Source organism: Saccharospirillum salsuginis, from assembly GCF_014651855.1.
Classification (GTDB): Bacteria; Pseudomonadota; Gammaproteobacteria; order Pseudomonadales; family Natronospirillaceae; genus Saccharospirillum; species Saccharospirillum salsuginis.
In genome coordinates, this window is the sequence record NZ_BMXR01000002.1 from 296,726 (window position 1) to 316,728 (window position 20,003).

At 57.9% G+C, this 20,003-nt stretch carries 13 protein-coding genes; 11 read left to right on the forward strand and 2 right to left on the reverse strand.

Annotation, left to right across the window (positions count from 1 at the left end):
• Positions 1-174: 174 nt before the first annotated feature.
• Complete coding sequence (locus IE111_RS04485) at positions 175-2,367, reverse strand: primosomal protein N' (RefSeq protein ID WP_189607304.1); 2,193 nt, start codon at positions 2,365-2,367, stop codon at positions 175-177.
• A 138-nt stretch (positions 2,368-2,505) separates the two neighbouring features.
• Here IE111_RS04485 and rpmE point away from each other — a divergent pair, with 138 nt between their 5' ends.
• Together rpmE and IE111_RS04495 are read left to right on the forward strand one after the other, a co-directional pair.
• Positions 2,506-2,721, forward strand: coding sequence for a 50S ribosomal protein L31 (gene rpmE, locus IE111_RS04490; RefSeq protein WP_189607305.1), 216 nt, complete (start codon positions 2,506-2,508; stop codon positions 2,719-2,721).
• 372 nt (positions 2,722-3,093) lie between these two features.
• Positions 3,094-4,341, forward strand: coding sequence for a malic enzyme-like NAD(P)-binding protein (locus IE111_RS04495; RefSeq protein WP_189607306.1), 1,248 nt, complete (start codon positions 3,094-3,096; stop codon positions 4,339-4,341).
• Between the two features lie 100 nt (positions 4,342-4,441).
• On the opposite strand, the gene IE111_RS04500 is transcribed toward IE111_RS04495, so the two are convergent.
• Positions 4,442-6,985: a penicillin-binding protein 1A gene (locus IE111_RS04500; RefSeq protein ID WP_189607307.1), complete on the reverse strand. Its 2,544-nt coding sequence runs from the start codon at positions 6,983-6,985 to the stop codon at positions 4,442-4,444.
• Between the two features lie 169 nt (positions 6,986-7,154).
• Here IE111_RS04500 and IE111_RS04505 point away from each other — a divergent pair, with 169 nt between their 5' ends.
• The 9 genes from IE111_RS04505 to gltB all read left to right on the forward strand — a co-directional run bounded on the left by IE111_RS04505 (position 7,155) and on the right by gltB (position 20,003).
• Positions 7,155-8,234, forward strand: coding sequence for a pilus assembly protein PilM (locus IE111_RS04505; protein ID WP_189607308.1), 1,080 nt, complete (start codon positions 7,155-7,157; stop codon positions 8,232-8,234).
• Positions 8,221-8,784 (forward strand): PilN domain-containing protein, encoded by a 564-nt coding sequence (locus IE111_RS04510; protein WP_189607309.1) that lies wholly within the window; start codon positions 8,221-8,223, stop codon positions 8,782-8,784. Before IE111_RS04505 ends, IE111_RS04510 begins: the two co-directional genes overlap by 14 nt.
• Positions 8,781-9,410, forward strand: coding sequence for a type IV pilus inner membrane component PilO (locus IE111_RS04515; RefSeq protein ID WP_189607310.1), 630 nt, complete (start codon positions 8,781-8,783; stop codon positions 9,408-9,410). The genes IE111_RS04510 and IE111_RS04515 overlap by 4 nt, the downstream gene beginning before the upstream one ends.
• Positions 9,407-9,946: a pilus assembly protein PilP gene (locus tag IE111_RS04520; protein ID WP_189607311.1), complete on the forward strand. Its 540-nt coding sequence runs from the start codon at positions 9,407-9,409 to the stop codon at positions 9,944-9,946. The genes IE111_RS04515 and IE111_RS04520 overlap by 4 nt, the downstream gene beginning before the upstream one ends.
• A gap of 25 nt (positions 9,947-9,971) precedes the next feature.
• Positions 9,972-12,155, forward strand: coding sequence for a type IV pilus secretin PilQ (locus IE111_RS04525; protein WP_189607312.1), 2,184 nt, complete (start codon positions 9,972-9,974; stop codon positions 12,153-12,155).
• Between the two features lie 6 nt (positions 12,156-12,161).
• Positions 12,162-12,677: a shikimate kinase AroK gene (aroK, locus tag IE111_RS04530; RefSeq protein WP_189607313.1), complete on the forward strand. Its 516-nt coding sequence runs from the start codon at positions 12,162-12,164 to the stop codon at positions 12,675-12,677.
• Between the two features lie 4 nt (positions 12,678-12,681).
• Positions 12,682-13,779: a 3-dehydroquinate synthase gene (aroB, locus tag IE111_RS04535; RefSeq protein WP_373300852.1), complete on the forward strand. Its 1,098-nt coding sequence runs from the start codon at positions 12,682-12,684 to the stop codon at positions 13,777-13,779.
• Positions 13,780-13,844: 65 nt separating this feature from the next.
• Positions 13,845-15,311, forward strand: a complete 1,467-nt coding sequence (locus IE111_RS04540) for an SPOR domain-containing protein (RefSeq protein WP_189607315.1) — start codon at positions 13,845-13,847, stop codon at positions 15,309-15,311.
• Positions 15,312-15,557: 246 nt separating this feature from the next.
• Positions 15,558-20,003, forward strand: coding sequence for a glutamate synthase large subunit (gene gltB / locus IE111_RS04545; RefSeq protein WP_189607316.1), 4,446 nt, complete (start codon positions 15,558-15,560; stop codon positions 20,001-20,003).

Genomic DNA, 20,003 nt, shown 5'->3' on the forward strand with positions numbered 1-20,003 from the left:
CGGGTTTCGTGTGTTGCCAGGAACCCGCACCGGCGGCCGGGTAGGCCTGTTCGGGGTCGCCGTGAACCCGTCCATGGGGGCTTGACGGCCGCCGTCCTGGCGGCCGACATCCCCGAACAGGCCTACCCGGCCCCCGGCGCTAGCCATCAACGATTCCTCTTAAGCTTCAGTGCTTTACATCAAATCGATCGGGTCGATATCCAAATGCCAGCTCACCTGGCGATGCTGCCGGGGGTAGTCCCGAACCAGTGGTTCGAGTACGGCGTGCAGTCGGGCTCGGCTTTGGCATTGGACCAGGAGGATGAAACGGTGCTTCCCAGCCCGGCGCGAGAGGATGGCGGGCAGGGGGCCGAAGACGCGGACCTCGCCGGTGGCGAGCAGGCGCTCGGCCATTTCTCCGAGCCACTGTTCGGCGCGCTTCGGGTAGGCGCTGTCGGAGCGCAGACAGGCGAGGTAGCCGAAGGGGGGTAGGCCGGAGCGTTCGCGTTCGGTCAGCAGTTGCTGGGCGAAGGAGGCATAGTCCTGGTTGAGCAGGGGTTCGAAGAAGGGGTGGTCGGGGTGCCAGCTTTGCAGGACGACTTCTCCGGCTCGTTCGCCCCGTCCGGCGCGGCCGGCGACCTGGATGAGCAGTTGACCCATTTTTTCGCGTGCCCGGAAGTCGGCGCTGAACAGGCCGGCGTCCATGTCGAGAATGCCGACCAGGGTGACGCGGTCGAAATGGTGGCCTTTGGCCAGCATCTGGGTGCCGACCAGGATGGCCGGTCCGGCTTCTTGGGTGCGCGACAGCTGGGCATCGAGTGTTTTGGCGGACGTGATGGCGTCCCGGTCGAAACGGATGATGGGGACGTCGCCGAACAATTGGCCGAGGGCTTCTTCGGCGCGTTCGGTACCGGCGCCGAGCGGCATCAGTTCGTGCGATCCGCAGTCCGGGCAGGTGGTTTCGGGACGGGCCTGGTAGCCGCAGTGGTGGCACAGGGTCATGTGGCGGCTGCGGTGGTAGGTCAAACGGGCGTCGCAGAAGGGACAGTCGGCCATCCAGCCACAGGCGGTGCAGAACCAGGACGGGGCGTAGCCGCGCCGGTTGAGGAACAGCAGGACCTGGTTGCCGCTGTCCAGGTGTTGGCGGACTCTGTGGACCAGGCGTTCCGAGAGACCGTCCTGGTGCTGCTGGCGACGCATGTCGATGGTTTCCAGCCGGTCCAGTCGGTGACCCTGGGCCCGTTGTTGCAGGCGGGCATGGCGATATCGGCCCGATTGCGCGTTGTGCAGGGATTCCAGCGAGGGTGTCGCCGAGCCCAGGATCACTGGAATGCCGGATTGGCGAGCCCGATAGATGGCGACGTCCCGGGCGTGGTAGCGCAGTGTGTCCTGTTGTTTGAAGGAGCTGTCGTGCTCCTCGTCGACGACGATCAGGCCCAGGTCCGGAATGGGTGTCATTACCGCCGAGCGGGTGCCGAGCACAATCGCCGCTTCGCCAGTTTTGGCACGCAACCAGGCGTTGTGGCGCTGCCGGTCGTTGAGGCCGCTGTGCAGCGCGACCAGCTTGTCGCCGAATCGCTGCTGGAAGCGGGCCAGGGTCTGGGGGGTCAGGCCGATTTCGGGAACCAGAACCAGAACCCGCTGGCCGGCGTTCAGCACCGAGGCCATCGCCTGCAGATAGACTTCGGTCTTGCCGCTGCCGGTGATGCCTTCGAGTAACAAGGCGTTGAACTGGCCGATCCGGAGTGCGTCGAGCGCGGCCTGCTGATCGTCATTGAGCGGTAGCGGGGGCTGTTTGAGCTCGCCGACAGGCGTTCTGGGAGAAGCACTCGCGGCCTCGGTTCGAGCCAGGCGTTTTTTCACCAGCCCCTGCCAATGCGGTCGTTGAATGCCCTGGGAACGCAGTTCGGAGGGAGTGCCCGGACCATGTGCCTGAAGCCATGACAGGGCTTGTTGCTGGCGCTCGCCCTTCAATTGACCGGGTTCCAGGTGCTCCCCGGCAACGGTCAGCGCTACCTGTTCCTCCTCGGCCAATGCGGCCGCATCGCCATTGCGCAGGGTGGCGGGCAAGGCCAGCAAGTAGGCACTGTGGGCATCGTATAAATAGTAGCGGCTGATCCAATCGGCAATGGCCAGTAAGGATGCCCCCACCAAGGGTTCCTCATCCAGAATCGCCTCAACCGGCTTCAAACGTCCGGCCTCTTCTTCCGAAACCTGGCGCTTACCGGTCACCAGCCCCACTACTGTCTTCTTGCGCAGCGGAACCCGAACCCGCTGCCCGGGGAGAACCTCACCGGACGGTGGCAAACAATAACTCAAGGGCGCCTGGAAAGGCCCGGGAACAACGATATCGGCGATGGTGACGGTACTGGCGAGAGTGGTTGTCAATCGATCAGACTCTGGTATGATTGCGCTCCCAATTTTGGGGCCGGTCCTGGAAAAGCCATGCATTGTGCCCCGAAGCAGATTCTTACGTCAAAGTGCGGTGCCCGGCAAGACCGGGTGGCGGCACAGCAGAGGTGACCCATGAAAGCTGATATCCATCCCAAGTACCAGGAACTGACCGCGAACTGCTCCTGCGGCAACGTCGTCAAAACCCGTTCCACCCGTGGCGGTGAAATGCACCTGGACGTTTGCTCCGCTTGCCACCCCTTCTACACCGGCAAGCAGAAGATCGTTGATTCCGGCGGCCGTATCGACCGCTTCAAGTCCCGCTTTGGCGCTCGCAAAATCGGCAAGTAATCTCTGCACGCTCACTGACTCCAGTGAATCCGAAAGCCCGGCCTCGTGCCGGGCTTTTTTGTGTGTGCATGAACAGCCCCTGTAATGAGCCAGAGTGGCCGGGTAGGGTCATCCAGGGTAGTGCGCAGCAGGGATGCTGCGGTCTAGCGTACATGGATGTATTCACCGCGACCCTGGGGGCCCTACCCGGCCATCCTGGCGGATTCCTGTCTCCGAATAATGAGTAACCCTGACGTTGCCAAGTCTGTTCTTGCGCAGCGTTCAACACTGTCGTGCGGTATCCTCGCCATCCTTCGCTTGAGCCGCCTCATGCCGTTGGTTATGCTTGCGGGCACTACCTACCTCTCGCCATAACAATAAGTGGAATCGATCATGTCAGACGATTTAAAGCGCGATGCGCTTGAGTATCATTCCTTGCCCCGTCCCGGTAAGTTGAGCATAGAAATCACCACACCGGCGGAAACCTCGCGACACCTGTCGCTGGCCTACAGCCCGGGCGTCGCCGAGCCGGTCCGCGCCATCGCCGAGGATCCGGAAAACGCCTTCAAATACACCATGAAAGGCAACCTGGTGGCCGTCATCTCCAATGGAACCGCCATTCTCGGCCTGGGTAACCTCGGGTCGCTCGCCAGCAAACCCGTCATGGAAGGGAAGGCGCTGCTGTTCAAACGGTTCGCCAATGTAGACTCCATCGACATCGAAATCGACAGCGAAGACGTCGACGACATCGTCAAGACCGTCTCCCTGATCGCCGAAAGCTTCGGCGGCATCAACCTCGAAGACATCAAGGCCCCGGAATGCTTCGAGGTCGAGCGTCGTTTGATCGAAACCTGCAAGGTGCCGATCTTTCACGACGACCAGCACGGGACAGCCATCGTCACCGTCGCCGGTATGCTCAATGCGCTGGAAGTCCAGGGCAAATCGATCAAGGATGCCAAGCTGGTCTGCCTGGGTGCCGGCGCCGCCGCCATTTCCTGCAGCCGCCTGCTGGTTTCCGCCGGCATGCCGAAAGACAACATCCTGATGATCGACCGCAAGGGTGTTATTCACGGCGGCCGCGATGACCTGAACAAATACAAGGCCGAGTTCGCCAATCAGGTCACCTCCGCACGTACCCTGGATGACGCCATCGACGGCGCCGACATCTTCCTCGGTCTGTCCGGTCCGGACATGTTGAGCGCCGATCAACTGAAGAAAATGGCGCCCAACCCGATTGTCTTCGCCTGCGCCAATCCGGATCCGGAGATTCGCCCGGAACTCGCCCTGGCGACGCGCGACGACCTGGTGATGGCCACCGGTCGTTCGGACTACCCGAATCAGGTCAACAATGTGCTCGGTTTCCCCTTCATTTTCCGCGGTGCGCTGGATGTGCGCGCCACCGCGATCAATGAAGAAATGAAGCTGGCTGCCGCCTTCGCCATCAAGGAACTGGCGAAGGAAGAGGTCCTGCCGGAAGTGGTGGCGGCCTACGGCGGCGAACAATGGACCTTCGGTCGCAACTACATCATTCCCAAACCGATGGATGCCCGCCTGCTGAACCGGGTGGCCGGCGCCGTGGCTCGTGCCGCGGTCGAGACTGGCGTGGCCCGCGTGCCGCTACCGGAGCAGTACAAGGCCTGATCCGCTAGCCGGTACATAAAAGGGGAGTCAGCCTGGTGGCTGACTCCCCTTTTTTATGTGTGATTGACGATATGACGGCCTGATTAGGGCCGATACCCGCCTAGAACAGCTCCGCCGGTGAGACCGAATCACTGGATTGCGATTCGCCGCCGCCTGAAAAGTCGATGGTCACGTCTTCACGGCTGAATTCGGTCGGCGCCGTATCCTGGCGGAAAATTTCGAAGATAGCGCTGCTTTGACCGGGGCGTGCCAGCAATCCGGTTTTCGGATCGATCCGCATCCTAACGATGCCCACCGGTTGGGGCAGTTCATTGCTGGGTTCGCCCTTAAGAGCCGTTTGCATGTATTCGATCCAGCCCGGCAAGGCCGCCTTGCCGCCGTATTCCGATCGACCGAGGCCGACCTGCTGGTCGTAGCCGACCCAGGTCGACGTCACGAAATCGCCATTGTAACCGGTGAACCAGGCATCAACCGCGTCATTGGTGGTCCCGGTCTTGCCGGCCAGGTCTTCGCGACCCATTGTCTGGTAGGCCACACGTCCGGTGCCTCGCCGCACGACATCCTTCAGCATGGAATCGATCAGATAGGCGGTTTGTTCGGAGATAACCTGGGATGCGTAACGCCGTTGGCTCCGGGCGGTCTGTACCTGCGTTTGAGATTCCTCACCACCTCCTTCCAGATTCAATTCAATAGGCTCGATGTCGACACCGGAAGCGCCTGCGGTGTCGGTTTCCGCGACCGGCTCCGACTCGTTTTCCCAGTATGGCGTCGGGGTTTCCGGGCAGTTCCGGCAAACCTCCGCGGGTTGGGCTTCATAGATAATATTGCCGTTCACATCTTCGATGCTGGCGATAAAGTAGGGGTCCACCCGATACCCGCCATTGGCGAAGACCGCGTACCCCCGGGCTATTTCCAGCGGCGACATGGACGCACTGCCGAGCACCAGCGTCATGTCGTTGGCCAGCTTGGCCCGATCGAATCCGAAACGCGTGGCGTAGTCCAGAGTATAGTCGATGCCGATATCGTCCAGAATGCGGATGCTGGACAGGTTGCGGGACTGATAGAGCGCCTGGCGCATGGGGATGGGGCCAAGGTAGCGGTCCCCGGAGTTGCGTGGACGCCAGACGTCTTCGAGGGTGGCGTCCGCCCGTACAATCGGGGCGTCGTTGACGATGGTGGCGGGGGTGTAGCCCTTGTCGAGCGCAGCGGCATACACGAAGGGTTTGAAGTTGGACCCCGGTTGGCGGTTGGCCTGTACCGCCCGATTGTATTTGGACAGAAAGTAATCGAAACCGCCGGTCAGTGCCTGGATCGCCCCATCCTGCGGATCGAGCGAGACCAGAGCACCCTGGGCGTTGGGGATCTGGGCAAGTTGCCATTCACCGTCGATCTGATGCAATCGAATCAAATCACCAGGTACCGCGACCTGCATCGCGATCTCGGGTTCCGGTCCAAATTCGTCGACCTTGATGCGCGGGCGGGCCCAGTCCATGGCGGACAACGGTAAACGCATCAGTGGCCGGTCCTTGGGCAGGACCCAGAGTTCGTCCTCATCGGCTCGCACCACGATGGCTGGAGTCAAATCCCCGAATGAGGGCGTCGCATCCACGGTTTCACGCCAGTGCGCATAGGCTTCCGGGGGCGTTTGGCCTTGTTCGGGTATGTGGTCTTCCGGACCCAGATATCCATGGCGTTTGGAATACTCCAGCAACGACTTGCGAACCCCTCGATTGGCCGCTTCCTGGAGGGTGCTGTTGATGGTGGTGTGGACGGTATAGCCATCCGAGTAGGCTGATTCGCCGTACTGTTCGATCATGAAATCACGCACCATTTCGGCCACATAGTTGGCTTCGATGCCCGGGCGGTTACCTCGATAGCTGGCCGTCAATGGGGCTTGTGCGGCCTCCCGATAGGTTGCGTCGCTTATGTAGCCCAATTCATGCATGCGCCCGAGGACGGTATTGCGTCGCCGCTCGGCCCGTTGCGGATTGGCCAGCGGGTTGGCGGTGGACGGGGCCTGGTGCAGGCCGGCGATCATGGCCAGCTCCGGTAATGTCAGATCGCTGATGTCGCGGCCATAATAAACGGCCGCCGCCGCCTGGATGCCATAGGAACGGTAGCCGAGGAAGTGCTTGTTGGCATAAAGTTCGAAGATTTCCTCCTTGGTCAACTCGCGCTCCATTTGAAACGCCAGCAGAATCTCGGTGAACTTCCGGGTGATGGTCTTTTCCCGGGTCAGGAAGAAGTTCCGCGCCACCTGCTGGGTGAGCGTGGACCCCCCCGGACCGTCTGTCTCGCCCGTGGCCAGGACGGTGAGCACGGCCCGGGTGAACCCGATCGGGTCGACACCGAAGTGTTCCTCGAAGCGACTGTCCTCGACGGCAATCAGGGCTTGCACGAACTGGGTGGGAACCTCCTCGAAGGATAACGGTGTTCGACGCTGATCGCCGAATTCCTCGATCAGCCGGTTATCCGCACTCAGGATGCGCATCGGGGTCTGGAGTTGTATGTCCTTTAATGTCTCGACCTCAGGCAGCGTCGGAACCAGGTAGAGATAGACGCTGGATGAAATGAGAACCAGGGCACAAATTAAAGAGAACGCTGTCCAGAGGACGAATGTGGTTGATTTGGCCAGAAACTTCATGTTTTCCCAATTAAAAGAAGGGGTTAGCTGAAAAATGCCTCAAAAGTGCGACATTATAGGCAGAATTGAGGCTTTTTATACATTGCGGATTGGTCTATTGTGTTATGTAATAGTTAATGTAAATACCTATAAAACGTTCGTAAGTACGTGTCGTTGAAGGGAAACATCTGTGGCCTCGCTATTCAAAAAGAAGCAAAAACGGCTTTTGGGCATCGACATCAGCTCCACCTCGGTGAAGCTGATGGAGCTCAATCAGACGTCAGACGGCTACCGTGTTGAAGCTTACGCGGTCGAACCCCTGCCTGAAAATGCCGTTGTAGAGAAAAACATCAACGATGTCGAGGGTGTCGGCGAGGCCATTAGTAAATTGGTCTCAAAGTCCCGCTCCAAGTTGAAACAGGCGGCTGTGGCCGTGTCCGGTTCGTCGGTGATCACCAAGACCATCGAGATGACCGCCGGCATGTCCGACGAAGAGATGGAAAGCCAGATTCAGGTCGAGGCGGATCAATACATCCCCTATCCCCTGGATGAAGTGGCGATCGATTTCGATGTCATCGGCCCATCCAGCAAGAGTGATACTCTGGTGGACGTCCTGCTGGCGGCCTGCCGGCGGGAGAACGTCGAGCTGCGTGAAGACGCCCTGCAAATCGGCGGTCTGGAATCCCGCGCCGTGGACGTGGAAGCCTTCTCTCTCGAGCGCGCCTTCCAACTGCTCCTGCCTGAGCTCGAATCTCCCGGTGAAGAGGGATTGACTGTCGCGGTGGTTGACGTCGGTCACACTATGACCACGCTCAGTGTTTTGAACGATGGAAAAACCATCTACACTCGTGAGCAGTTGTTTGGTGGTAAGCAGTTGACCGAAGAAATCATGCGCCGCTACGGCATGACCCAGGCCGAGGCCGGTCTCGCCAAGAAACAGGGTGGCTTGCCGGACGATTACGCCAGCGAGGTACTGGAGCCGTTCAAGGAAGCCGTCGTGCAGCAGGTCAGCCGTTCACTGCAGTTTTTCTTCGCAGCCTCCCCGTTCAACGATGTGGACTACATTGTTCTGGCGGGAGGGACGTCATCCATCCCGGGTCTGGCGCAAATGGTGAAAGAAAAGATTGGTACCAATACCCTGATCGCCAATCCGTTCGCCAACATGACGCTCTCCAATAAGGTCAATGCCAGCAACCTCACCAATGACGCCCCCGCACTGATGATCGCCTGTGGCCTGGCGCTGAGGAGTTTTGAACGTGGCAAATATTGACTTAAGGCCCTGGCGTGAAGAACGCCGCAAGGAACGACAACAGCAGTTTCTTCTGGTTTTGGTGTTGGTGGTTGTCGCTGCCGGTGCTGCGGGTTGGTCCTGGAATCAGACTGTGAAGGCTCAGATACAGCAGCAGGAACAGCGCAATACATTCCTTCAACAGCGAATATCCGATCTGGACAAGAAGATCGAGGAAATCAGGACTTTGCGAGAGCAGCGTGAAAAGCTGGTTGAACGGATGGAGGTGATTCAAAGCCTTCAGGGTGACCGGCCTATTATTGTTCACGTATTTGAAGAGTTGGTGGAAGCGACACCGGAAGAAGTCTACTTCACTTCGCTGAGTAGCCAGGGCACAACGATTAATATCAGTGGGCGGGCCGACCGGCCTTTAAGTATTTCTGATTTTCTTCGTAATCTGGACACATCACCCTGGTTCCAGAACGCATTCCTGATCAATGTACAGTCTATTAAGGAAGGGCAGGAGGTTGTCGGAAATACCTTCAGTCTTCGCGTCCAACGCGCCAATCCGAATTCGGAGGCTGATGAATGACCTTTCAAGAATTTTTGGACGGATTCAGGCGTTTCGACTATAACAACCCTGATTTTGAAAATATGGGGTCTTGGCCGCTCGGGATCAAGATGCTTACTCTACTGATCGTCATAGTTGCGATCATAGGTGGGTTCTATTGGTTCGCCATTAAAAATTCTTATCAAGAGCTGGAGCGTGCAACCGGCAGGGAACCTTCATTAAAAGAGGAATATCAATCCAAGGCATTTCGGGTGGCTAATCTCGATGCATTCAAGGCTCAACTGGCTGAAATGGAAGAGACTTTTGGCACACTGCTCAATCAACTTCCCGATGAAACCGAAATGCCCGGGCTACTGGACGACATCAGCACGACCGGCACCCAGAGTGGCCTGGAGATCGACCGGATCACGCCCAGTTCAGACGTGGTAAGGGAATTTTACATCGAGACTCCGATCACCATTGCTGTTCGTGGCTCATACCATGAAATGGGTAACTTCGTCAGTGCCATGTCGGCGATTCCTCGAATTGTGACGCTTCATGATTTTAATATTTCCTTGCAAGGCCAGGGTAGTGTCAATTCCGAAGCGCCATTGAGCATGACCATTCAAGCACGCACCTACCGTTACAATCCCGGGGGTGGCCAATGAAACAAGTTAGCTGGATAGTTCCCGTGGTGGTATTGCTGACGGCTTGTGTCCAAGAGGACCCACTGGCCGATCTGCGGGATTACGTCGAGGAAGTCAACGCACGCCCCTCAGGAAGCATACCGCCCCCGCCTGAATACAAATCTTTCGAACTGGTATCTTACACAGCCAGTGGTGAACGCTCTCCGTTCGAGGTGCCCCGTCCGGTGGAAGTGGAGAGCGAAGAAGGTGAGGAACCAAAAAGCAATGTCAGACCCGATCCGAATCGGGTACCTGAGTATCTGGAGTCTTTCCGTATAGAAAACCTGGCCATGGTTGGTACCTTGACGGGATTGGATTCAGAGGCTCTCTGGGCGTTGATACGAGATGGCAATGGCGAGATTCACAGAGTCCAGGTCGGTAATTTTCTGGGCCGGAATCATGGCCAAATCATCAACATCAGCGAAACGCAGATCGACCTAATAGAAATAGTGCCATCAGGTCAGGACAACTGGGTCGAACGTCCCAGGGCAATTGTTCTCTCGGGCCTGGATGAGTGACCGAGGAGAACGAAGGGTGATAAATATGAGTTGGAAGATGAATCTGAGTCGATTAGTCGTATTTCTGGTTGCAACCCTCGTGAGTTGCAGCGCCTTCTCGGTTTCCCTGACAGATTTTCGTGCGATGGCATTGTCTGGTGACCGAACGCAATTGGAGCTCACATTTGATGGCCCTGCGCCTACACCTGTTGGCTACAGTATTGAGGATCCCGCAAGGATTTCCCTCGATTTCAGTGATACCAACAGTCTGTTGGACAATAAGTATTATCAGATCAGTACGGGGAATACCCGCAATGCGGCGATTGTCTCCTCCAGCGGTCGAACCCGGGTAGTACTGAGTCTGACGACCCTGGTTCCTTATGCCACGGCGGTATCGGGTAACAAGGTCCAGGTCTTGATCGGTGAAGGGGCTCAAGAACTGGTCGGTTCATCGAATACCAGGGATGGGGTAAGCGATCCTGATGGAGACATGATTATGTCCGCCAACGAATCGTCTACCGGGGCTGGACAAGAGAACGCTTCAACCACCCAGGCCTCAAGATCCGCTTCCAATGAACTGATTAATGTTGACTTTCGTCGTTCTGAAGCCGGGACTGGGCAGGTAATACTGGAGTTTTCCAACGATACAGCCCGGACCGACGTAGTGGAGCGAGGCAACAATATCATGGTTCGAGTGGAAGACTATGAGGTGCCCAGCGAACTGCGTCGCCGATTGGATGTCGTCGACTTCGCCACCTCCGTCCACTTCGTCAATGTCTATCGGGAAGAGGGCGATGCCGTTATCGAACTCGAAATCAATGGCGCCTACGATTATCTGGCATATCAAGCCGATAATCGTATGACGATAGATGTGCAGACTTTGACTCCTGAGGAAGCGGAGGCGCGCCTCAAGGAACAATTTCCGTACAGTGGTGAAAAACTGTCTCTTAGTTTCCAGGACATCGAGGTTCGAAACGTACTGCAATTGATAGCAGACTATGTGGGTTTGAATCTCGTGGCTTCCGATTCCATATCCGGAAACATTACATTGAGATTGCAGAACGTTCCTTGGGATCAGGCGTTGGATCTCGTATTGAAGACGAAAGGGCTCGACAAGCGTCAGACAGGTAATGTTCTGTTGGTGGCTCCAGCTCAAGAGATCGCTGAGCGAGAGCGTTTGGAACTGGAGTCTCAGCAACAGGTCGAGCAGCTAGCGCCTTTGGTAACTGAATTTGTTCAAATCAATTATGCGAAGGCGTCCGAGATCCTGTCCGTTATTCAAACTGGAGCCGGTGGCGGCGGTGGCTCCGATGGTGAAGGAGAAGAAGGTGGATCCTCATCCTCGGGATTCCTCTCCAGTCGTGGCTCAGCCTCGGTTGATGCGCGTACGAATACTCTCATTTTGCGGGATACCGCCAGTAACCTCGAGCGTATTCGAGAAGCCATCCGCATATTCGACGTTCCGGTGCGTCAGGTTCTGATCGAAGCTCGAGTTGTCGCGGCACGAACCTCTGTCGGCAAGGAGTTGGGTATTCGATGGGGCGGAAATGTGAACAACGCCAGTGATACACCAGTCGTCGCATCAGGTAGTCTGGATCAAACCAGCAGTATCGGCAGCGACTTGAATACGTCTGGCGGAACATCCTACGAAATGTCCTACCCGGATGCATTGGTAGTGGATTTACCTGCTGCGAACAGCAATGCCAGCTCCTTTGCGATCGGCGTAGCCGCTTTCGACTATGCGCTGGATCTTGAGCTGTCCGCCCTGGAGACCCGCGGTTCGGCAGAGGTTGTCTCTCAACCAAAAATTGTAACGTCCGATGGCCAGGAGGCTTACATCATTTCCGGGCAATCCATCCCCTTTACCGGGGAGGATGGTGAAACGATATTCCGGGATGCCGGCTTGTCACTGCGCGTCACACCGCAAATCACACCCGACAATAGAATGGTTCTGGATTTGATTGTAACCCAGGATTCCCTGGCGGCAGGCGGTAACGCCATCGACACGAACTCGGTGACTACCCAAGTGTTGGTCGACAATGGTGAAACTCTGGTTCTTGGCGGTGTATACCGGACAGAGGCCGTCACTACGGTCAACAAAACACCGTTGTTGGGTGATTTGCCGGTACTTGGGGCACTGTTTAAACGCAGTTCGACTTCCGAAGAAAAAACCGAACTCCTGATTTTCATTACACCGAAACTGGTGAGAGAGGGGCTCGCGTCAAACTAAGAAGCAATGAAAGCTGACAATCTAATACTGATCGGGCCGATGGGTGCGGGTAAGAGCACCATCGGCCGTTTGCTGTCTGACGATCTGAGCTTGCCCTTTATCGATTCCGACAAGGAGATCGAGGATCGTTCGGGTGCGAACATTCCCTGGATTTTTGACCTGGAAGGTGAGGCCGGCTTTCGCGAGCGGGAGAGTCAGGTCATTGCGGATCTACTTGGCGAGCCCGCGAAGGTGTTGGCCACAGGTGGCGGTGCCATATTGAGCGAAGACAACCGACGCTTGCTCAAGGCGTCCGGATTCGTGGTGTATCTGAAAACATCGGTCGAACAACAATTGATCCGTACGGCGAAGGACAAGAACCGTCCATTACTGCAACGGGATGACCCTGAAGCCGTTCTCCGAGCCCTCGCAGTTGAGCGCAATTCGTTGTATGAAACCACGGCCCACTTGACCATCGACACTGACGGGCTGTCTCCCAAGGCCGTCGTTCGTGACATTCTTCGACATTTGAAACAGGCGTGAAGTGATGCTATTGACCGTCGAGTTGGGAGAGCGCAGCTACCCAATACTGATCGAACCCGGCTGTATGAACCGCAAGGACCAATGGTCCGAACGGGTGCCTCATGCGGAAGTGGTGATTGTCACCAACGAGACCATTGCCCCTTTGTACCTTGACTCGCTCAAACGCAGCCTCGAACGGTCCGGGCGTCGACTGTTGTCGTTAACATTGCCGGATGGCGAGTCGTACAAATCGGCCGAGACACTGGGTCGGATCTATGATTTCCTGTTGGAGCATTCGATCAGTCGCAAGGCGGTTCTGATAGCGCTGGGTGGCGGTGTCATCGGTGACCTGACCGGCTATGCGGCCGCCACTTTTCAGCGAGGGATCGATTTCATTCAAGTACCGACGACGTTGCTGTCCCAGGTGGATTCCTCCGTGGGAGGCAAGACCGGCATCAATCACCCTCTTGGAAAAAACATGATCGGCGCATTCAAGCAGCCGAAGTCCGTCGTGATCGATCCCGCCGTTCTTTCAACATTGCCGGATCGCGAGTTGTCGGCCGGATTGGCGGAAGTGATCAAATACGGACTCATTCACGATGCCGACTTCTTTGAATGGCTAGAGACCAATATCGACGCCTTGCTTGCCAAGGACGCCGATGCCCTGGTTCAGGCCATCGCGCGATCCTGCCGATTGAAAGCGGATATCGTCGCCGCCGATGAGACCGAGCAGGGCATTCGCGCCATATTGAACCTGGGTCATACGTTTGGCCATGCCATCGAAGCCGAACTGGGCTATGGGCTTTGGTTGCATGGCGAGGCGGTCGCAGCCGGTATGGTCATGGCATCCGACCTTTCCCAGCGCCAGGGGTGGATTGACGGCGAAGTGACCGAGCGGGCCAGGAACCTGCTGTCGGCCGCCCGATTGCCGGTGGCGCCACCGCCGCAAATGACACCCGACCGTTTCATGAACCATATGGCCAGAGACAAGAAAGTCGAATCTGGCCAATTGCGCCTGGTTCTGTTGGAGGCGCTCGGCCGAGCCACGGTTACGTCCACGTTCGATCCGGCTCGACTGGAAGCTTGTCTGAGCGCCTTCTGCACTTCTCACTCTCAGCCGTGATATCGTCCACTGGACAGGGGCCGAAGCACCCGGTTTAATGGTCCAAACACGCCAGAGATCAGTCTATGCAGGATATGCCGGATCAACTCCAGCGAATGCTCGACTTTTACGGGCTGGCACAGGACCCGTTCGGTGAGCAGGTCGATGCCACGGTATTCAGCAATGCCGGCGACCGGTCCGAGCTTGCGGAACAATTCAAGCACCTCCTGACATTCAGTCCCCAGGACTGCCTGTTGATGGCACCCGCCGGAGGCGGTAAAACCGCTTTGGCTCAACAGGTATTGAAACGGTTGGACGATGAATGGCGCGTCGCCTGGGTCAATGCCGCCGAGGCCACTCAATTGGACGATCTGGTTCGGGAACTGATCGGTCAACTGGGCCTGGGGTTGAAGGCCGACGGCGATATAGCATCGGCATTCCGGAACATTGCCGATGTTATCCGGCAGCGTACCGAAGATGGCGAATTCTTTCTGTTAATCGTGCAACATGCCGATCAGCTGCCTCTCGATGTCCAGCAGTGGCTCCAGTCGTTTCGCACACTCAGTCCACGCCCTGACAGTCGATTGCGTCAACTCTGGCTGGCGAGTTCCGCCACGGCCATCGAGCAGGCGGACAATGACGATCAATGGTACAGCCTCGTACTCGAACCCTTTAACGCCAGCGACGCCCTGACCTATTTAAAAGACCGATTCGCCGGTGCCGGCCAATTGGATGGCGTCCCCATTGAGCCTCGCGATGTTACGCGTTTGAACGAATTGGCCGGTGGCTTACCCGGCGAGTTGAATCAAGTCGTCAAGGATTACCTGATTGCCGGCACCTACAAAACCACGGAACGGCGTCAGGGGTTTCCGCTCACCCATGTGTTGGCCGGCGCGGCCGTTGTCACCGTGGTCGTACTGGCTGTTCTGTACAGTCAACAACCCGCCAATGAGTCGGTTGACATAACCTCTTCCCAGCAGACCAACACGGAGACCGAGGAACCCACCGAGGTACAACAGAGACTGGCGGAAGCCGCGGCACGTATAGAGGCGCGTCGTCAGGAGGGGGTGGCATCCGCTTCCGAATCCGAGCCGGTTGCAGAGCCGGAGCCGGCATCCGACACGTCACCGACTGATCCACCGAGCGAGACATCGCAGCTTGCTACTCAGACGACCGAGAACCCGGCGGCGACACCCGGAAGTACCGATGTGGACACCGAACAGCCCGATGCGTCGACGGAGGTCGAAACGGATGCCGGGGGTGATCGTGGCCTGATGGCTACGGCAGCGGACAGCGACTATACGTTGCAACTGCTGGGCGTGCGGGATCGTTCTGCGATTGAACGAGTGGTGTTGGGCCTGGAAAACCCGGACCGGTTCGAGATCGTTTCGTCCACTTACCAGGGTGAGCCCTGGTATGTCCTGATTCACGGGCAGTATGAGGATGCGGCCCAGGCTCGAGCCGACATCGACCGCCTGCCGGACGTATTTAGTGGTCAGTCTCCCTGGCCCCGTACCTTTTCCAGCTTAAGAGCCGACGCACCTGAAGAGTGACCCGGCTTTTCAATATCCTCCTCGTGATTTTCACTCATGCGACTGAATTATCCGCTTATTATACCGTTATTAATTGTTTGATGCCTTTCGCTCAGTAGACTCGGCGCCAGTTCTCAGAGTTTTTGGGAGCGCATTTCACCGTGCCGAGATGCGTGAAACCCAGGAAACATCGGCAGTACCAGTCATCGGAACGTCTGTTTGTCCCGGCTGTAGTCAATGTTTCCCGTCAACAAGAAGAGAGTCACTATGATTCAAGGTCTCTACAACCCGGCTGAATTTCGCGACAACTGTGGGTTTGGTCTGATTGCCCATATGGAAGGCAAGGCCAGCCACCACCTGCTACAGACCGCGATTGAATCGCTGACCTGCATGACTCATCGGGGCGGCATCGCCGCCGATGGTAAAACGGGTGATGGCTGTGGTTTGTTGCTGCAGATGCCCGATGCCTTTGCTCGTGCTGAAGCCCGAAAACTGTTTGATACCGATTTGGGCGATGCCTATGCCGTTGGCATGATCTTCCTGAGCGCGGAAGACAGCCGTGCCAAGGAAGGCCGGAAAGCTTTGGAAGCGGCGCTGACCGACCAGGGTCTGGAGGTCCTGGGTTGGCGTAAGGTTCCGACGGACACCCAGTTCTGTGGCCCGATGGCGATGGATTGTCTCCCCGCAATAGAGCAGGTCTTCGTAAAGGCCGAACGCCAGGACGATCTGGCCGTGAAGCTTTACACCGCAAGGCGCAAGGCCGAGCAGGCCATGATTCATGACGAGGAGTTCTACATCTGCTCCCTGTCCGAAAAGGTCCTGTCCTACAAGGGCCTGGTGATGCCGGTCGATTTGCCGCGTTTCTATCAGGACCTGGCCAGTGATTCCATGGAAACTGCCATTTGCGTATTCCACCAGCGGTTCTCCACCAACACCATGCCCAAGTGGCCGCTGGCGCAGCCCTTCCGCTTGCTGGCTCATAACGGTGAAATCAATACCATCCAGGGTAACCGGAACTGGGCTCGTGCCCGGGCCAGCAAATTCGCCACCAACGCTATTCCGCATTTGGAAGAACTGCAGCCAGTGGTCAACACCACGGGGTCCGACTCCTCCAGCATGGACAATATGCTGGAATTGATGCTGCTTGGCGGAATGGACCTGTTCCGGGCCTGCCGTACCATGATTCCGCCCGCCTGGCACAATGTGGAAAACATGGATGCCGAGCTCAAGGCCTTTTACGAATACAACTCCATGCACATGGAGCCCTGGGACGGGCCGGCCGGTATCGTATTGACCGACGGACGCTATGCCGTCTGCATGCTGGACCGGAACGGTTTGCGCCCGGCACGATGGGTGATCACCAAGAACGGTTACATCACCCTGGCCTCCGAAATCGGGACTTTCGACTATAAACCCGAAGATGTGGTCGCAAAAGGCCGGGTCGGCCCCGGTCGCATCGTCGCCGTGGACACAAAGACGGGCGAATTCCTGCAGACCGAGGAAATCGACAATCGCCTGAAGAAGACGCACCCCTATAAAGACTGGTTGAAGAACAACGCTGTTCGTCTGCGCAGCAAGCTGGAACTGGCCGAGGAGGTCGACGGGGCATCACTGGCACCGGAGCAACTGCTGGCGCATCAGAAAATGTTCCAGGTGTCGTTCGAAGAGCGCGACCAGGTGTTGCGACCACTGGCCGAGAGCGGACAGGAAGCGGTCGGATCCATGGGAGACGACACTCCGATGGCGGTATTGTCGCAACGTGTCCGGCCGGTCACCGACTATTTCCGCCAGCAGTTCGCCCAGGTCACCAACCCGCCGATCGACCCGCTGCGCGAAGCCGTGGTGATGTCCCTGGAGACCTGTCTGGGTCCGGAACGGAACCTGTTCGAGCCCAGTGCCGATCACGCGAAGCGCTTGATCCTGACGTCACCGGTGCTGTCGCCGCTCAAATACCAGAACTTTTTGCATCAGGAAGCACCGGAGTTTCGCCATCAGGTGCTGCCCCTGGCCTATCCGGCCGAGGGTGACTTGCGACAGGCCATCGAGGATCTGTGCGACGCCGCCGAGGCCGCGAGCCGCGACGGTGTGAAAATCGTTATCCTCTCCGACCGCGACCTGAAAGCCGGTCAGTTGGCCATTCCGGCCGTCATGGCCACCGGCGCGGTTCACCATCACCTGGTGGACAGAGGCCTGCGCAGCGACACCAATATCGTGCTGGACACCGGTGCCGTTCGCGACCCGCATCAATTCGCGGTCGCCATCGGCTTCGGTGCCACCGCCGTGTATCCCTACCTGTCGTATGAAGTGCTGGACGACATGATTCGCACCAATGAATTGCAGGGAGATCCGCGTCAGCTGCATAAGAATTATCGCAAGGGCATCAACAAAGGCCTGTTCAAGATCATGTCCAAAATGGGCATTTCCACCATCGCCTCCTACCGGGGCGCTCAACTGTTCGAGGCCGTCGGTCTGTCGACCGAGGTGGTGGATCTGTGCTTCAAGGGTGTTAAAAGCCGTATCCAGGGCGCGCGGTTCGAGCATTTCCATCAGGAATTGCAGGAGCTGGCCAAGGTGGCCTGGAAGCCGCGCAAACCCTTGCAGCAGGGCGGGTATCTGAAATACGTACACGGTGGTGAATACCACGGATACAACCCGGATGTGGTCACGGCTCTGCAGGATGCGGTTCAGAACGGCGATCCGGCCCGTTATCGGGACTATGCCAACTTCGTAAACAGCCGGCCGGTGGCGACCATTCGCGACCTGTTCGAGCTGGGTTCGCAGAACAAGGCGATTCCGGTCTCCGAAGTCGAGCCGGTCGAGAAACTGTTCCCTCGTTTTGATTCCGCCGCCATGTCGCTGGGTGCCTTGTCACCCGAGGCCCATGAAGCCCTGGCCATCGCCATGAATGAGTTGGGCGGTCGCTCCAACTCGGGTGAAGGCGGTGAGGATCCGAAACGGTACGGCACGAACCGCCGCTCCAAGATCAAGCAGGTTGCGTCCGGGCGCTTCGGCGTGACACCAGCGTACCTGATGAGCGCCGATGTCATCCAAATCAAGGTCGCCCAGGGCGCCAAGCCGGGCGAGGGCGGTCAGCTGCCGGGGGGCAAGGTCAACAAGCTGATTGCCGAGCTGCGTTACTCAGTACCCGGTGTGACGCTGATTTCGCCGCCGCCGCATCACGACATCTACTCGATCGAAGATCTGGCCCAGTTGATTTTCGATCTCAAGGAAATCAATCCGGATGCTCTGGTCTCCGTAAAGCTCGTCTCCGAACCCGGTGTCGGCACCGTGGCCGCCGGCGTGGCCAAGGCCTACGCCGATCTGATCACGGTTTCCGGTTACGACGGCGGTACCGCCGCCAGCCCGCTGACGTCGATCAAGCACGCCGGTTCACCCTGGGAGCTGGGTCTGGCCGAAGTTCAGCAAACACTGCGTGGCAACGACCTGCGTGACAAGGTCCGTCTGCAGACGGATGGGGGCCTGAAGACCGGCCTCGACGTGATCAAAGCGGCTATTCTCGGCGCCGAAAGCTACGGTTTCGGTACGGCACCGATGGTCGCATTGGGGTGCAAATACCTGCGCATCTGCCATTTGAACAACTGTGCGACCGGCGTCGCGACTCAGGATGACCTGCTGCGCGATCAGCATTTCCGGGGCACGGTGGACATGGTGAAGCATTATTTCCGGTTCGTGGCTGAAGAAGTGCGCGAAAACCTGGCCCAGTTGGGCTTCCGTAGCCTTGGCGAAATCATCGGTCGTACCGACCTGATCAGCGTCAAGCCGGGGTTGACCGACAAACAGAAATGCCTGGATCTGTCTCCGGTGCTGTTCAGCGATCAGATACCGGCCGACAAACCACAGCAGTGCCTGGTCGATCGTAACCGTCCGTTCGACAAGGGCGAGAAGCAGCGGGAGATTTTCGAGACCATTCTGCCGGCCATCGAAAACAAGACCGGCGGGCAGTACGAGTTCTCCATCGGTAACTGCGACCGCTCGATCGGTGCCCGTGCTTCCGGCGAGATCGCCAAAAGGTACGGCAACCAGGGCATGTCCGACCGACCGATCACGCTGAACCTGCGCGGTGTGGCCGGTCAGAGCTTTGGTGTCTGGAACGCCGGCGGTCTCAACCTGGTCCTGGACGGAGACGCCAACGACTATGTCGGCAAAGGCATGACCGGTGGCAAGATTGTGATCCGGCCGCCAAAAGGCAGCGCCTTCGAAACCCAGAAGACATCGATTATGGGTAACACCTGCCTCTACGGCGCGACGGGAGGCACCCTGTTTGCGGCCGGCGCGGCCGGCGAGCGTTTCGCGGTGCGCAACTCAGGTTGTGTTGCCGTGATCGAAGGGGCCGGCGACCACTGCTGTGAGTACATGACCGGTGGCATGGTGGCCGTTCTGGGGCATGTGGGCGGCAACTTCGGTGCCGGTATGACCGGTGGTTTCGCCTATGTGCTGGACCTGCAAAACACCTTCCCGGACAAGTACAACCGCGAACTGGTGGACATCCATCGCATCGGTACCGAAAGCATGGAAACCTATCGCGACCACCTCTTTGGTGTCATCGGCCGGTTCGTCGAGGACACCAAGAGCGCCTGGGGGGCCGAGCTGCTGGACAACTTCGACGACTATGTCGGCCGATTCTGGCTGGTGAAGCCGAAGGCGGCCAGTTTGTCCGATCTGCTGTCCAACACCCGCGCGCGGCCCGAGTAA

Excerpts from the sequence above, each read along its gene's own strand:
- rpmE (WP_189607305.1), top strand. The coding sequence starts at position 2,506 with ATGAAAGCTGATATCCATCCCAAGTACCAGGAACTGACCGCGAACTGC.
- IE111_RS04495 (WP_189607306.1), top strand. The coding sequence starts at position 3,094 with ATGTCAGACGATTTAAAGCGCGATGCGCTTGAGTATCATTCCTTGCCC.
- IE111_RS04500 (WP_189607307.1), bottom strand. The coding sequence starts at position 6,985 with ATGAAGTTTCTGGCCAAATCAACCACATTCGTCCTCTGGACAGCGTTC.
- IE111_RS04515 (WP_189607310.1), top strand. The coding sequence starts at position 8,781 with ATGACCTTTCAAGAATTTTTGGACGGATTCAGGCGTTTCGACTATAAC.
- IE111_RS04520 (WP_189607311.1), top strand. The coding sequence starts at position 9,407 with ATGAAACAAGTTAGCTGGATAGTTCCCGTGGTGGTATTGCTGACGGCT.
- IE111_RS04525 (WP_189607312.1), top strand. The coding sequence starts at position 9,972 with ATGAGTTGGAAGATGAATCTGAGTCGATTAGTCGTATTTCTGGTTGCA.
- aroK (WP_189607313.1), top strand. The coding sequence starts at position 12,162 with ATGAAAGCTGACAATCTAATACTGATCGGGCCGATGGGTGCGGGTAAG.
- aroB (WP_373300852.1), top strand. The coding sequence starts at position 12,682 with ATGCTATTGACCGTCGAGTTGGGAGAGCGCAGCTACCCAATACTGATC.
- IE111_RS04540 (WP_189607315.1), top strand. The coding sequence starts at position 13,845 with ATGCAGGATATGCCGGATCAACTCCAGCGAATGCTCGACTTTTACGGG.
- gltB (WP_189607316.1), top strand. The coding sequence starts at position 15,558 with ATGATTCAAGGTCTCTACAACCCGGCTGAATTTCGCGACAACTGTGGG.